This is a genomic window from Polaribacter porphyrae (assembly GCF_002954685.1).
GTDB classification, from domain to species: Bacteria; Bacteroidota; Bacteroidia; order Flavobacteriales; family Flavobacteriaceae; genus Polaribacter; species Polaribacter porphyrae.
Map to the genome: position 1 here is coordinate 1453891 of NZ_MSCN01000001.1, position 14413 is coordinate 1468303.

Genomic DNA, 14413 nt, shown 5'->3' on the forward strand with positions numbered 1-14413 from the left:
CTTTTATATATTTTAAAATTTAAAAGAGATATAAAATTTATTTTGCAAATTTGCAAAAAAGAAATCTATAACTTAAAAGTATGCCTTCTATTTCACAAAAAGGACGATTAATGCCTGAATCTCCAATACGAAAATTAGTTCCTTATGCTGAAAATGCAAAAAAAAGAGGAACAAAAGTATTTCATTTAAACATAGGGCAACCAGATATCAAAACTCCACAAGTAGCATTAGATGCCGTGAAAAATAATTCGATTGAAACCTTATCTTATGCCCGTTCTGAAGGATCAGAAATTTACAGAACTAAACTCACAAAATATTATGCTAATCATAATATAAATATAAATGCTGATAATATTATTGCAACAACTGGAGGTTCTGAAGCTTTACTTTTTACTATTTGTAGTATTACAGATCCTGGTGATGAAATTATTATACCTGAACCATTTTACGCAAATTATAATGGTTTTTCTACTGCTTCTGGCGTAAAAGTTGTACCAGTAATTTCTAAAATTGAAGATAATTTTGCATTGCCTAAAATTGAAGATTTTGAGAAATTAATTACATCCAAAACAAAAGCAATCTTAATTTGTAATCCAGGAAACCCAACAGGATATTTATATTCCGAAAAAGAAATTGAAAAACTAAAACAAATTGTTTTAAAACATGATTTATTTTTAATTGCAGATGAAGTATATCGTGAATTTGCTTATGATGGCTTAAATCACACTTCTGTGTTATCTTTAGAAGGTTTAGAACAAAATGCAATTGTAATTGATTCCGTTTCTAAACGATACAGTATGTGTGGTGCAAGAATTGGATGCATTGTTTCTAAAAATGAAACCTTTATTAAAACTGCTATTAAATTTGCGCAGGCAAGATTAAGTCCGCCAACTTATGCATTAATTGCTAGTGAGGCTGCTTTAGATACACCTCAAAGTTATTTTGATGATGTAAAAGCAGAATATGTAGAAAGAAGAAACACTTTAGTTTCTGAACTACAAAAAATTGAAGGCGTAAAAGTTGCCAACCCAAAAGGAGCTTTTTACTGTGTGGCAGAATTACCAGTTGATGATACTGATGATTTTGCACAGTGGCTATTAGAAAAGTTTCATCATAATAAGGAAACTGTTATGGTTGCACCTGCAAGCGGATTTTATTCTACTGAAGGTGAAGGGAAAAATCAAATTAGAATGGCTTATGTTTTAAAGATAGAAGATTTAATAAGGTCTGTTGAGATTTTATCAGCTGCATTAAAACAATACAATAGTTAATTGAATATTTTAGAGAACATATCACTTAAAAACTACAATACGTTTGGTATTGATGTTACAGCAAAACGTTTTATTTCTATAAACTCTGTTTATCAGTTACAACAATTACTGAAAACTGAAAAAGATATTTTTCTGATTTCTGGTGGTAGTAATATGCTACTTACAAAAGACATCGAAAAACTTGTAGTTCATATTGATATCAAAGGAATTTCAATTGACAGAGAAAATAACAACGATATTTATATTACAGTAAATGCAGGTGAAAACTGGCACGATTTTGTATTATGGTGTGTTTCTAATAATTATGGAGGAATTGAAAATTTATCTTTAATCCCAGGAAATGTTGGGACTTGTCCAATTCAGAATATTGGTGCTTATGGGGTTGAAGTAAAAGACACCATTACAAAAGTAGTGGCTTTAGAAATTGAAAGCGGTAAATTGGTTCAGTTTTCTAATGAGGAATGTAATTTTGGATATCGAAATTCAATTTTCAAAAATGAGTTAAAAGGTAAATTTATATTGACAGTTGTTGGTTTTAAATTGACAAAAAACAGCCATATTTTAAATACTTCTTATGGTGCCATTGAAACTGAATTGGTATCAAAAAACATAAAAAAACCAACTTTAAAAAATATTTCTGACGCAGTAATTGCTATCAGAAAATCTAAACTTCCAGACCCAAAAGAAATTGGAAATAGTGGTAGTTTTTTTAAAAACCCTGTTATTTCTAAAACTCTTTTTTTAGAACTCCAAAAAGAATATCCAAATATTCCTAATTATCCTGTCATTTCGAGCGAAGTTGAGAAACATCAAGCTAGAGTAAAAGTTCCAGCTGGTTGGTTAATAGAACAAGCAGGTTTTAAAGGAAAACGATTTGGTGAATTTGGAGTTCATGAAAAACAAGCTTTAGTTTTGGTAAATTATGGAAACGCTTCAGGAAAAGATATTTATCAATTGGCACAGAAAATTCAAGAAACTATTTTAGATAAATTTGGTATTACTTTAGAGATTGAAGTAAATGTTATTCAATAAAAAAACCTTGCTATATCATAACAAGGTCAAAACTGTATCCCCCAATACGTTTTAATTTTTCAATTCGTCTTCTGTTAAATAGCCGTCTTTATTTTTATCTCGTTTAGAAAAGTTATCTTTTAAAGGCCCTCTAATTTCTTCTTTAGATAATTTGTTATCTTTATTCAAATCCATTTTTTGGAACAACTCATCTACACTAGGTCTTCTTCTTTGTCTTTGACCTTCTTGTTTTCCTCTAACTTTTCTCTCCTCTTCATATTCGCCCATTAAACATCTGCTCACATAAGGGAATTCGTCAGTAATGATATAGGCGTATTTTCCATTAATAGTTGTACCATTACACTCGTCTAAATCTCCAAAATTAGCAACATACTCAAAATCAGAGCCATAAGTTCCATCATGATGACCACCTACAGAAATATCAATTTTATTATGTGGATTTTCATAAAAACAATCTTCTCCCTCTCTCTTACCATCTAACAATTTGTAACTAGACTTGTATTTACCACTTTTAGAATAATACATAGCAAAACCATCATGAGCAAAACCTACATGAACCAAATCTTCTCCTTTATCTAAATCTTTAATTAGGGATGTAGGACTACCATGATAATGATAAGCACCTGTTGGCTGTACATGAGCATTATTAAAATCTAATCCTAAATCAATGACATTTTGAAATGCCTCTACTCTGTAATTTTCTCCTGTATCGCAAACAACAACTTCAGCTGTGCCTGGTTCGAATTTAACACCATTTATAGAAACTCCTGGTTCTCTTGCCCATTTTGGTTTACCTGTATATTTAGGATTTACTGGAAAAATATAAGTTTTACTTTGTTCTGAAATTGTATTAGGATTTCCTTTAGTAGGAAACTCTCCAGTTTTATGATTTGGCAACGCATTTGTTACCATCTTTCTAGTATTTCCTTGAACAGTAACGATTGTTTTTGTTCCAAATTCTTCATCAATTAAATTATATGACGAAAAATAGTTTTGAGGTTCATGTAAGTGATTATCTGCAATTTCAGAGTGCGTGTGCGAATGTGAATGATGCTCTAAAGTTGTTTTATTTTTACAACTCATCATAAAACCAATGAAAAGAATTGCAATAAAATACTTCTTAAACATAATTTATAAGTTTTAGGTTGAAAATAACTTTTTTGAAAGTTATTCTTTTTTTAAGGTTTTAATATCTGCAATTAATTGTTTTACAGAATTTTTATTTAATCCATTATAAATACCTCTAATATGCTTGTTTTTATCTACTAAAATAAAATTTTCAGTATGCAAAAAATCATCAATTCCTTTAGGCTCTCCCAAATCATTTTCTACAAAATATGCTTTACGCCCTAAGTCGTAAATTTCTTTTTTGTCTCCAGTAACCAAATGCCAATTTTTACCAATTTTTTTATCTAAAGCGTATTTTTTTAATTGTGGTACAGAATCTTTTGTGGGTGTAACAGAGTGAGATAGCAATAAAACGTCATTATCATTTTTAAAAGCATCTTGCACTAAATTCATGTTTTTTGTCATCATTGGACATATACCTGGACAAGTGGTAAAGAAAAAATCGGTTACATAAATTTTATCTTTAAAAGTTTTTTGAGTTACCTTTTTTCCATTTTGATTGATTAGATTAAAATCTGGTATTTTATGAAAACTTTTTAGCTCTTTACTTTTAGATGTAATCCATTTAGGTGTGAATGATTCCTCATTATAATAAGGTAAAATATCAACTCTACTTTCTTGAAGATTTGTTTTTTTTGTACATCCAATTATAAGTAATAAGATAAACAGAGAAAAAAAATTACTTTTTTGCATACTGTACTTCCTCATTTTTAAGTTTATAACACAGGTTAGCTCTTTTCATACCAAAAATCCGTCCATTTTTTGCTTCATAATTTACATAAACAGTTCCGTTTTCTAACCATGCTTTTTGCAAACCCTCTTCTTTTCCTTTGTTCAAATTTCTTTGTTTCGCAAGCTGTCCACTAGCATACCATATTTTTTGAATTCCATGACGTTCTCCATTTATATAGTTAGATTCAGCCATTATTTGTCCGCTTTCTAGATAGTTTAATTTTTTACCATGAAGTTTATTATCAACATAAAAAGCTTTTCTTTTAATAGTTCCGTTATTGAAATACATAAAATCCTCACCTTCTCTTTTACCATTATAATAACCTGTTTTTTCAGACAAACTATCATTGTCATAAAGTTTAATACCAAAACCATTAAATGGTTTATCATTATAAAACCATTGTCCTTTTAATGGATTCAATTTTAACTGGTTTTTATTGATAAAAGTATTTTTTATTGTTTTTTCTGCTACTAATTTTGTGTTTTCGGGTGCTTGATTTTTACAAGCCCCGAAAACACAAATAATTAAAATCAAATAATTAGTTAATCGCATTTGGTGTTCCTTGATATGATCCTGCAAAAATTACATATCTTCCTGTTGTGGAATACAATTCATTTACTATATGGTAATGATATTCGCCATCAGGATTTGTTGGAGTAGGTCCAAAATGACCTCCTGAAGCGTCTAAATCTGTTGGATAATCATTGCTAGGATAATCTCTTCTTCCGTAGATTAAAAAACCATCAGCCATAATTCCTATTAATTTATCATCATCATCTGTAAAAGCTAAAGGCTCTAAATGATAATGGTATTGAGAAGGTCCTATATGTGCTCCTGTATAATCTAAACCTCCAGCAGCACCATCTAAAGGTCCATTACCCTCTTGATCATTATAAATGTATGCACCACTAACAGCAATACCAATAGCACCTAAAGAAGTAGCTGTTGTTGAGCTAGCTTTTTTGGGTACTGCAGATACTGTTAAGGTTCCTGATAAATCTCTACCAGAAGTATCTATTCTAGTTGGTGTCATCATCCCTGTACTTGTTACTGTTGGAGCAACATATAGTGGATGACTAGAACTCCAATAAGGAGTTGTATGATTTGGTAAACCTGTTGTCTCGATTGTAATTGTTGTTCCATTACCAGAGATATAAATATCAGTTTCATCAGTATCGAATGCAGCAAAAGCAGCAGGTAATTCTGTTATAATATCATCAGTAGTATCTATATCTGGATCTGGATCAGGAGTATTATCATTATCTGAACTACACGAAATAATTACCATGACTAATAACATTGTAAGAAATGCTTTAATTTTAATTGATTTGGTTTTCATTATTTATAATTTTAATTAGTTTATTATTTTAGATGCAGAACATAAAAAAAACTTGCGTTTTATTTTTTAAATGTATAAATATATTTTAAACCTAGAATATTTGTAATATCAGGAAAATCTACATTGAGCTCTTTTTCAAACCTGTAAAAGATTCCTAATTTGCCAAAATTCTTAAATTTATAATCAGTGCCTAATGTAAACCTGTACTTGTTAAAACCGTTCGTTTTACTTTCTTTAAATCTATTGAAAATTTCTGCAGAAAATTTTGGATCCAATCTCCAGTTTTTGAGATTATATTCTAAAGATATTTTAAAACGAATATTTTGATTAATAAAATCTCCTTCCTCATACGAAATTCCTAGTTCATTTTTATTTTGATATCGAAGTCTATATCCTATTTTTAAATCTTTTATTTTATGCTTATACTTTACATCTACTTGAAATCTAAAATAATTTTCATAACCCTGTACATTACCTTTATTGTCATTTTCTCTAATATATCGTTGTTGTATATGGTTTGTTGCGTGTTTTAAGCAACTAATTTAGTAAATAATTACCGACCAAGAAAGTCCGCAAGGACTTTCGTAAGTAGGCAAGAAGCCAGCAATAAATTATATACGGTGTTGCCCATAGTAGTTTTTTATAGTTTGTAATTTAATTCAAAATAATTATTGATAAAATCATAAATGTATTTATATTTGCAAAAAAATAAAATTCAATTATGAAAACAATTTCGTCTCTTAAAAAAGTGATTTTACTGGCATTTATAGCTCTAAATTTCATTAACTGTAGTGAGGATGAATCACCTGCTGAAATTTCTGCAATTACTGAAAATTTTCTTATTGGTGAGTGGAGTGTTACATCAATGCGAAGCGAGTCTGATGAAAATTTATTAGTTCTTTGCGCAAATGAGAATACGCCAAATTATACCTTCACTGAAGAAAATAACTTAAATGCCATATTATATTCGATATCTGATACTGCAACTAGAGAATGTGAATCAACATTTATTTTTTACAGCTATACTTTTGATTCAGATACTAATATTATTACTATTAAATCTTCAACTGGAAGCGGAGATGGTTATAAATCTAAAATTATTGAATCAAGCGAAAATAGTTTCACAACTCAATATGTTTCAGGTACTATTGATTCCCAACAATTAACATCTCCAAATTTTAAAACAGTTTTTCAAAAACAATCGTAAAATAATTAGTTATAAAAGGCTTATGTTCATTTTGAGAAAATACTATTTATAGAAATAAACATAAGCTTTTTTATTAAATTTAATTCCATACTTTATTATATCAAAGTCTAGTAAAATCATTCAATTATCATTCTCGAAACTTACTCAATCCGTTTTTTTTTAAATAAAATACATTTTTTACGATTATGAGTTCGTTAAGCTAGTTTGTGCTTCTCGTTTTGTAATCAATTCAATTTGAGTGTGATTGGTTTATTATGGGCAACTTAATCCTACACCTAATTTTAATCCTTTAAATAGCTTATATTCTGTTGTCAATTCTGTAAAAAACTCATCAACTGTAGAAAAGTTTTCTTTTAATCTAAATTGCTCTTCCAAGCCAAAACTCCATGTATCATTTAGTTTGTATTCTAATGCAATTGTTGTCCAAGAAGCCCAATCTTTATCTCTTTCTGTTTGAGCTTTAGTATTACATATAAAAAATATAGTACAAAACAGCATTATTTTTAAGAGTGACATTTTTTCTATTTTAATAATGTTCATCTTTTAAAATTTTAATTTAATTTCTGTTGTAGTAGTAAATTGTTAAAACTGCTGTATCTCTTAAAAAGTCTATATCTCCAATTTTAATCTTATTTACAGTTATACCTGTTCTGTTTTCTAAATCTTCTTTTAATAAATTATAATTTTGTGGTTTAATGTTATCAATATTTTCATAGATAATTTCTTTAGTAATTTCATGTTTTAGGTGCCATACTTTCTCAATAATGGCAATTGCTACTACTATTATAATATTTGCAAAAATAATTTCTGAATAACTCATTTTTTTATTGGCTAGTGAATTCATCACAGAGACACCAATCACAACAAAAAGATATGTCATTTCCTTAATATTAATTGCATCTGTTCTATATCTTATAATTCCGAAAATAGCAAAAAGCCCAAGAGCCATCCCAATATCTAGCTCAAATTTTTTGAGTGTAAAACATAAGAAAAACACAATAAAACTAATCATGTAAAAAGTAAAAAGATAATCTTTTCGTTTTGCAGAATTATAATACAACCATCTAATTATCAAGGTTAAAAAGATTAAATTTATTATAAAACGGAATGACATTTTAAAAAAATCATCATCAAAAATTGGGATTTCTAAAAACTCCATACTTAAGCTATTTTATTAATTTTTAGCAATTTATTTTTAAAAACATTATACTTTATATCATTATATAAACTAATCATACCAATACAATATTTACTAATACTAAAAGGATTCTGCTTAATTGTTTTTAAAGATTTTATAATTTTTGATTTTCTATTAAACCGTTCTTGTTTCACTTCAATTATTACTATGTTGTTGAAACTTTTTTTTACTTGATTTATATTATAATTTACGTTTAAATCTATGGTTACACGTTCTTTATTTTTTAAGCTTACTAACGTAATTCGATTAAAGCTATTCCATAAACTTGGTAATAAATCGAAATCTTTTTCTGTAGTTTTAGCTATAAATTCTTTTGATGAATTTGTTAAATTAACTTCAAAATCTTTAATAGGTATTCTTGTTTTATTGGTAAATCCTTTCCCATTTTTTTGTTTAATTTCTAAAAAACATAAGTCAGATTCAATATATTTTCTTTGTCTTATTTTTATCCTATTATTTTTTCCATTATGGTGATCACTGTAAAACTTATTCGCCTTTGTATCGAAATATAATGAGGAGTAACTCATCAAAATATTATTATTAATTTTTAATACTTCGTAATCATTTATAATACTCTCTAGTAATGAATTTAATTGAGTTTTATTAATTACTAATTTTGTATCAACTCTATTCATAAGAGTTACGTTATTCATTTCTTCTAAAGAAACACAAGAAAACTGATGAATGAGAGAATCAAGATTATGAAACATAATTTTATTTTTAAAAAATTCAAGTTAATATCTAAAGCTATTTTAACATCTTAACTTTAGGAATTAGCATTGTAAAAAAAAGCTTCATATACAGAGTAATGAAGCTCTTTTGAAAAATCTGTACAGCCAATCTTTTAACTATTGTAAATAATTATCAACAGCTGTTTTTCTAGAAGTTACATGAGACCTTAATTGGTTAACTGCAGATTGAAATTCTGAACTGTTATTTAAAAATGTATAGCCACTAACTTCTGATGTAGCATAAGTTTCTATAAGTGATTCATAACTAGAATATAATGCTTGGATTGTGGTTTCATTGAAAGCACCATCTACAACTTCTTTAACATAGGCATCGTATTTTTCTTTATATACAGTATCTTGATATAAATACCCAATTAATGGCCATTCTGAAGCATTTAAACTTGAAAAATTAAGAGGCAAGGCTCCTCCTCTTTTACCTGTTTGTAATGATTCATTATTATCCCAAGGAATCCAAGTTAACTTATTATTATCTGGATTATTGTATAAGTAATAATTATGAGTCATTAATCCATAGGTGTCCCAATTCTGAATAACTGTATTAACAGCTAGATATTTTAAAAATACATCTGTATCAAAAACTGCGTCTAATTCAGACCTCCAAGTAGCAGCATCAGTAGTTCTCTTACTATCATGCAATATTGATAATAGATTAGAAACATCAGTAAAATCTGCTTCATCTTCATTAGTTTTTTTTACGTATTCATCTTCATTAAATGTCCCATTTGCAAAAGAAGCTGCATTACCATCTGGTTTATACAGATTTCCATCATCATCAGAAAACTGGGTGTCTAAAACAGTACCATCTACTTCTTCTACTAAAGTATACAGTCCAAAATATTGTGGGCCATTACCATAATCAACATAAAGTGTATAAAAGGCGGTATGAGAAGCCACTAAACCAGCATTTCTAAAGACATCAGTAGCTACTTTTTCTCTTAACATTGATTTATCATCATAATTATTTTTAAGGCTAAACTTCTTAAAACCATAAAAACGTTGATTATCTATTTGCGGATAATCATCTTCAAACTCATCAAAATCTAATTTGAATGATAATTTTAATATTCCATTTTGCCAACTAGATTGTAAACTAGAGTTTCCTTTAAATCGCAAACCAACTCTATACCATTGTTTGCCTTCATAAAATACTTCTCCTGGCACAAATATTGGATCTTCATCTGTATCTATCAATCCTTGACCTCCACTTCCACCAGATCCAAAAGCTCCATAAGTAGCTGTCATGTCATCTAGCATAGTTTGCCAACGCTCTTTCGTAATTACAAAGTCTAATCTTTTTACTGTATTGTCTTTAAAAACTTCATCAAAGTTAGGGTCTGCATCTTTACTATGTGTGTCTGTGGTCCAATCAGTGGCTACAAAATCAGTATCATCTGTTACTACTACTTCTTCTTCCTCTTCTTCTTGAACTGTTGCTACATCATCATTTGAACATGAAAAAACAGTACAAATTATAATTCCTAATAATAAACTGGTTTTAAATACTTTCATAATAAATTATTTTTTTGATTGATTCTTTATTAGTTTAGTTGCTTGGTCTTTCTCTTCTTTTCGGTTTTGGAGCTTTCTTTAATTCTTCTTTAGTGATAAAACCATCTTCATTTAAATCAATTTTTTTAAAGTCTTTTTTAAGTGGCCCTTTTACTTCTTTTAAAGAAATTTTACCATCTTCATTTGTATCTAAATCTTTAAAAATTTGTTTTATTGATGGTGGTCCTTTTCTTCTTTCTTTATCATTGTTTTCTTCTTGGGCATTTATAAATACTGATGTTAATAAAAGAAAGCTAAAGGTTAAGATTGATTTTTTCATTTTTGAATTATTTAATGTTATGTATATTAAGATGCTGTTCTTTTTAAAAACTTGTGCAGTTAACTTTATTTTAACAAAAACCTTATCAAAAAATGATAAGGTTTTAAAAATCAACAATAAAGATTGGGTATTAAAATTCTTTTTTTAAGAGTTCTATATGGCGTTTTAAACGCTGTACCTCTAAAGCTAAAGTACCATTATAAACTCCTCTTATTCTCCCTTTTTTATCAACCAAAATAAAATTTTCTGTATGAATAAATTCACTAGCATCTTTTGTTTTTTTAAAGTCTTCATCAGCAAAATAAGATGTTCTTGCTAGATTATAAACTTTATCTCTATTGCCTGTAACTATATGCCATTTTCCATCAATTGCATTTTTTTCTTTAGCATATTCTTTAATTTTTTCAACAGTATCAATCCAAGGCATTACTGAATGAGATAGTAATAACACTTCATTATCATTTTTATAAATCTCTTGAATAGCACTCATATTTTTAGCAAGAATTGGACATATACTTGGGCATGTTGTAAAGAAAAAATCAGCAACATAGATGCAGCTTTCAAAATCTTTATTCGTTATTTTTTTTCCATTTTGATTTATGAACTCGAATGAAGCAATTTTATGAATTTTAGAGTACTCATCATCATTTTTAGCAATCCATTCTGGAGTAAAATCTTCAGAATTATAAAATGGTAGTATTTTAGATTTATCTATTGACGCCTCTTTTTTGCATGAAACACAAACTATTAAGATTAAAAAAAACAGCTTTATCTTCATACTAATTTTGCTCTTTATTAATTACACTTACACAGTTTTTCAACCCAATTAAACCATGTCTTTCACCATTTACTGTATAAAAATTAGCTCTAATTTTACCTGTTGGCTTCCACATCTTCTGGCTTCCGTTTTCTTTTCCATCAACAAAATTAAAATACTTTGCTAATTGCCCATTGTTGTGCCAATCTTTTACAAAACCATTATAAACACCTTTTTTATTAAATTGATATTCAAACATTTGCTGTCCGTTTAAAAACCAACCTTTGTGAATTTTTACTTTTAATCCTTTAGCATAAAAACGTTCAAACCATTTTTGTTGATTTGGATAAAAGCCAAAATACTTACCTTCCCTTTTTCCTTGATAATATTCTGATGTTGACTTTGATTTTTCATCATTATAAAACTCTTTTACAATACCTGAATATGGCATATCATTATAAAACAAAACTCCATTTTTTAACTTAAAAAGAGAATCAGTTTTATTTTTTATGATATTAGGAATCTTAATAGTGTTGATAACACTCTCTTGCTTTACATCTTGTAGTGTTTCATCACAAGAAATAAAGAAAAATAAGATTATTATTATTTTAAAGAATCTCAAAAAACTAATTAATTACTTACGTTACCTGCTGTACCAAAAAAGCCATTACCATTTAGATAAGGGTCATCTGCTGTAATATGATAATGATAAATTCCATTAGGAAAATCTGATGTTTCATGTGCATGGCCATGATAATCATCTAAATCTGAAGAAGTAATAGTGTTACCATTTTCTTGAGGTCCGTATACAGGAAAACCGTCTAAAAGTAAACCTAAAAAAGAATCTTTTCCAAAACTTTCAGTTAAGAAAGTAGGTTCTATATGATAATGATAAGTTGTACCTGCTGGATGACCTAACCATTGATCAAAAGAATTAATCTCGTTTGTTAAAGCTGCACCACCTGCTGCATATTGATTAAAGAAAACTATTCCGTTTCTAGAAATACCTATTGGTCCCATTGGCGTTGCACTTTTATTCGTGGCTTCTTTTGGTTTTAAAGGAATTGTAAACGTTATATTTTGCTCACCAATAGAGTTCGGATTTTGTCTCCAATCAGGATTTGTACCATTATACGCTTCATATAAAGCATGAGAAGTATCCCAATATGGACTTGTATGATTTGGTAAATCTGTTGTTGTAAATGTTACTGTGTTGCCATTCACAGAATAAGAGACAGCTGCAATATTATCAAATTTAGATAGTATTGTTGTGATATCATAATCTGTTCCTGTTGTTGCGTCTGGAGTAGAAGTTTCTTCTTCAGTTTCTGAAGAACTACAAGCAAAGATTAATAATGCAATTGCAAAGAATACTCCAATTAGTTTAGTTGATTGAATTTTATTCATAATTATAGAGATCGTTTTTAATTAGACCTTTAAAATATGAAAAAGTTTATTGAGGCTTTGATTTTTTTTATCTCATTATAAATGAATTAGAATATTTTTCATCTAAAATAAAACTGTTATCTGTTTAAATAATTAAATTATCTTATTGTACTGTGCTATGTGCTAAAAAGTAATTTATCTTAATTTGGTTACAAGTATTTAAATGACAATTTTAAAAAAACTTACGGTATTTGTAAAATTATTTCTAATTATCTTGGAGGAGGTGGCATTTTATGATCTCTAGGAGGTCTTTGTTTCCCACCTTTTATAGCTTTATTAATAATCTCATCAAACTTTTTAAGTTGTTCTGGTTTGCATATATTTCTCACTTTACTAAAAAATTTAAAAACTTCAACATCTTTCTGCATTTCTAATTTACCTGTAATACTTGCTAATGAATCAATATTGATTTGTTTACCAAAAGAATTGAACAAAATATCTTTTTGATTTCTAATTTTATGATCAATTTGCTCCATTTTAGTTTTATGTTGACGATCTAATTCTAAAAATTTTTCTTCTTGAATTTCAGAAAACTGTAATTTTTCAGTTAAGAAATTTCTTTGTGTATGATTTGGTTTTAGCTTTTCGTGAGGCTTTTTTAATAAAATAAAAATTAAAACTCCGTTTAATAGAATTAAGAAAAGTAACGTAATTGGTAGTAATTTTGATTTCATATTCACTAATTTAATAAATAAGTTGTGCTAGACTGTAACGCATATTCTTGTGCAAAATTTTCTATTTCATTTGTAGAAATATCTTTATTAGATGAAAAAGCATAAAAAATTGTTGATATATTCAACAAAAAAACTGCTGCTATAGCTACAACTTGTATTTGTGGTGTAAGCCAATAAAGTAAAGGTTTTTTTTCTTCTTTTTGGTGTTGTATTTGTTGTAATACTTTATGTTTAAAAAAGTGATTTACTTTAACCTCTTTAATAGTATCTAATACATTTAACGTATCTTCAACTTTATTTTCAATATCATTTTTATGTTTCATCTTTTGTTACTGATAAAATAATTTTACAATTATTTAGATGTTGTAATTTTAAAAAACTTGCGTTACTCATTAAAATATTTTTTAAATAAATGAATATCAGTAATTTAAATATTATCATCTTTATAAAAATTTGCAAGCTTTTCTTTTAAAGATTTCTTTGCTCTAAACATTATAGATTCTACAGATGATAAACTTCTACCAGTAATTTCTACAATTTCTTGGTAACTCTTTCCATCAATTTTTGCCAAAGTAAAGATTACTTTTTGAGATTCTGGCAATGTATTTATCGCTCTAAAAATAGTTTCTGATTTCTCTTTATTTTCTAATAAAATTCCTGGGTGTTTAAATTCTGTAAAATAATTCGTTTTATCAAAAGGAATTTCATTCCCCATAATACTTTGCATAAAAGCAAAACGTTTTTTTGTATTTTTTTTTCTGATGAATTCCAGACACTTGTTGGTTGCAATTCTATAGATCCAAGTAGATAATTTCGAATTACCTTTAAATTTAGAAATAGACTTAAAAACTTCTAAAAAAACTTCTTGAGCAATATCTTCTGCATCCTCTTTATTAGGTACAAAAGAAATACAGGTACTAAACACTTTCTGCTGATAATCGTCTAAAAGCTGACTAAAAGCACTTTGTTTACCTTCTTTAAGTTTCTGTATGAAGTTTTGTTCTGTCAATTGATATTCTAAAAAAGTAAACATACAAAAAAAGACTGT

Annotated in this window: 19 protein-coding genes; 3 read left to right on the forward strand and 16 right to left on the reverse strand. The window is 27.9% G+C overall.

Features of this window, described 5'->3' with window-relative positions; genetic code table 11:
* Window positions 1-80 precede the first annotated feature (80 nt).
* Window positions 81-1271 (forward strand): pyridoxal phosphate-dependent aminotransferase, encoded by a 1191-nt coding sequence (locus tag BTO18_RS06495; protein ID WP_105015451.1) that lies wholly within the window; start codon window positions 81-83, stop codon window positions 1269-1271.
* Window positions 1272-2303: a UDP-N-acetylmuramate dehydrogenase gene (murB, locus tag BTO18_RS06500; RefSeq protein WP_105015452.1), complete on the forward strand. Its 1032-nt coding sequence runs from the start codon at window positions 1272-1274 to the stop codon at window positions 2301-2303.
* A gap of 51 nt (window positions 2304-2354) precedes the next feature.
* On the opposite strand, the gene BTO18_RS06505 is transcribed toward murB, so the two are convergent.
* From BTO18_RS06505 to BTO18_RS06525, 5 genes are read right to left on the reverse strand one after another with little or no spacing between them, the layout of a single operon-like run.
* Window positions 2355-3431 (reverse strand): YHYH protein, encoded by a 1077-nt coding sequence (locus BTO18_RS06505; protein ID WP_226789127.1) that lies wholly within the window; start codon window positions 3429-3431, stop codon window positions 2355-2357.
* A 39-nt stretch (window positions 3432-3470) separates the two neighbouring features.
* Window positions 3471-4139 (reverse strand): SCO family protein, encoded by a 669-nt coding sequence (locus BTO18_RS06510; RefSeq protein ID WP_105015453.1) that lies wholly within the window; start codon window positions 4137-4139, stop codon window positions 3471-3473.
* Window positions 4111-4698 carry a toxin-antitoxin system YwqK family antitoxin gene (locus BTO18_RS06515; protein WP_244905136.1) on the reverse strand — a complete coding sequence of 196 codons (588 nt, stop codon included), beginning with the start codon at window positions 4696-4698 and terminating at the stop codon, window positions 4111-4113. Before BTO18_RS06515 ends, BTO18_RS06510 begins: the two co-directional genes overlap by 29 nt.
* Window positions 4699-4702: 4 nt before the next feature.
* Complete coding sequence (locus tag BTO18_RS06520) at window positions 4703-5503, reverse strand: YHYH protein (RefSeq protein WP_105015455.1); 801 nt, start codon at window positions 5501-5503, stop codon at window positions 4703-4705.
* A 59-nt stretch (window positions 5504-5562) separates the two neighbouring features.
* A complete protein-coding gene (locus BTO18_RS06525) occupies window positions 5563-6045 on the reverse strand; it encodes a DUF2490 domain-containing protein (protein WP_105015456.1) in 483 nt (160 codons plus the stop codon).
* A 179-nt stretch (window positions 6046-6224) separates the two neighbouring features.
* On the opposite strand from BTO18_RS06525, the gene BTO18_RS06530 reads away from it, so the two are divergent.
* Window positions 6225-6710: a hypothetical protein gene (locus tag BTO18_RS06530; protein WP_105015457.1), complete on the forward strand. Its 486-nt coding sequence runs from the start codon at window positions 6225-6227 to the stop codon at window positions 6708-6710.
* A gap of 252 nt (window positions 6711-6962) precedes the next feature.
* Here the strand turns inward: BTO18_RS06530 and BTO18_RS06535 are convergent, their stop codons facing one another.
* The 11 genes from BTO18_RS06535 to BTO18_RS06585 form a co-directional block, all read right to left on the reverse strand.
* On the reverse strand, window positions 6963-7250 hold the full coding sequence (locus BTO18_RS06535) for a DUF2490 domain-containing protein (RefSeq protein WP_105015458.1): 288 nt from the start codon (window positions 7248-7250) through the stop codon (window positions 6963-6965).
* A gap of 16 nt (window positions 7251-7266) precedes the next feature.
* Window positions 7267-7869: a DUF4956 domain-containing protein gene (locus tag BTO18_RS06540; RefSeq protein WP_105015459.1), complete on the reverse strand. Its 603-nt coding sequence runs from the start codon at window positions 7867-7869 to the stop codon at window positions 7267-7269.
* A 2-nt stretch (window positions 7870-7871) separates the two neighbouring features.
* Window positions 7872-8618, reverse strand: coding sequence for a polyphosphate polymerase domain-containing protein (locus BTO18_RS06545; RefSeq protein ID WP_105015460.1), 747 nt, complete (start codon window positions 8616-8618; stop codon window positions 7872-7874).
* Window positions 8619-8756: 138 nt separating this feature from the next.
* A complete protein-coding gene (locus tag BTO18_RS06550; RefSeq protein WP_105015461.1) occupies window positions 8757-10169 on the reverse strand; it encodes a CotH kinase family protein in 1413 nt (470 codons plus the stop codon).
* A 34-nt stretch (window positions 10170-10203) separates the two neighbouring features.
* Window positions 10204-10488: an EF-hand domain-containing protein gene (locus BTO18_RS06555; RefSeq protein WP_105015462.1), complete on the reverse strand. Its 285-nt coding sequence runs from the start codon at window positions 10486-10488 to the stop codon at window positions 10204-10206.
* A 130-nt stretch (window positions 10489-10618) separates the two neighbouring features.
* The gene (locus tag BTO18_RS06560) at window positions 10619-11266 is read right to left on the reverse strand and encodes an SCO family protein (protein WP_105015463.1); all 648 of its coding nucleotides are present in this window, start codon (window positions 11264-11266) and stop codon (window positions 10619-10621) included.
* Between the two features lies 1 nt (window position 11267).
* Window positions 11268-11867 carry a toxin-antitoxin system YwqK family antitoxin gene (locus BTO18_RS06565; RefSeq protein ID WP_105015464.1) on the reverse strand — a complete coding sequence of 200 codons (600 nt, stop codon included), beginning with the start codon at window positions 11865-11867 and terminating at the stop codon, window positions 11268-11270.
* A gap of 8 nt (window positions 11868-11875) precedes the next feature.
* Window positions 11876-12652: a YHYH protein gene (locus BTO18_RS06570; protein ID WP_105015465.1), complete on the reverse strand. Its 777-nt coding sequence runs from the start codon at window positions 12650-12652 to the stop codon at window positions 11876-11878.
* A 248-nt stretch (window positions 12653-12900) separates the two neighbouring features.
* A complete protein-coding gene (locus BTO18_RS06575) occupies window positions 12901-13365 on the reverse strand; it encodes a Spy/CpxP family protein refolding chaperone (protein ID WP_105015466.1) in 465 nt (154 codons plus the stop codon).
* A 5-nt stretch (window positions 13366-13370) separates the two neighbouring features.
* Window positions 13371-13688 carry a hypothetical protein gene (locus BTO18_RS06580; RefSeq protein ID WP_105015467.1) on the reverse strand — a complete coding sequence of 106 codons (318 nt, stop codon included), beginning with the start codon at window positions 13686-13688 and terminating at the stop codon, window positions 13371-13373.
* A 104-nt stretch (window positions 13689-13792) separates the two neighbouring features.
* Window positions 13793-14398 carry an RNA polymerase sigma factor gene (locus BTO18_RS06585; protein WP_226789125.1) on the reverse strand — a complete coding sequence of 202 codons (606 nt, stop codon included), beginning with the start codon at window positions 14396-14398 and terminating at the stop codon, window positions 13793-13795.
* Window positions 14399-14413: the final 15 nt, after the last annotated feature.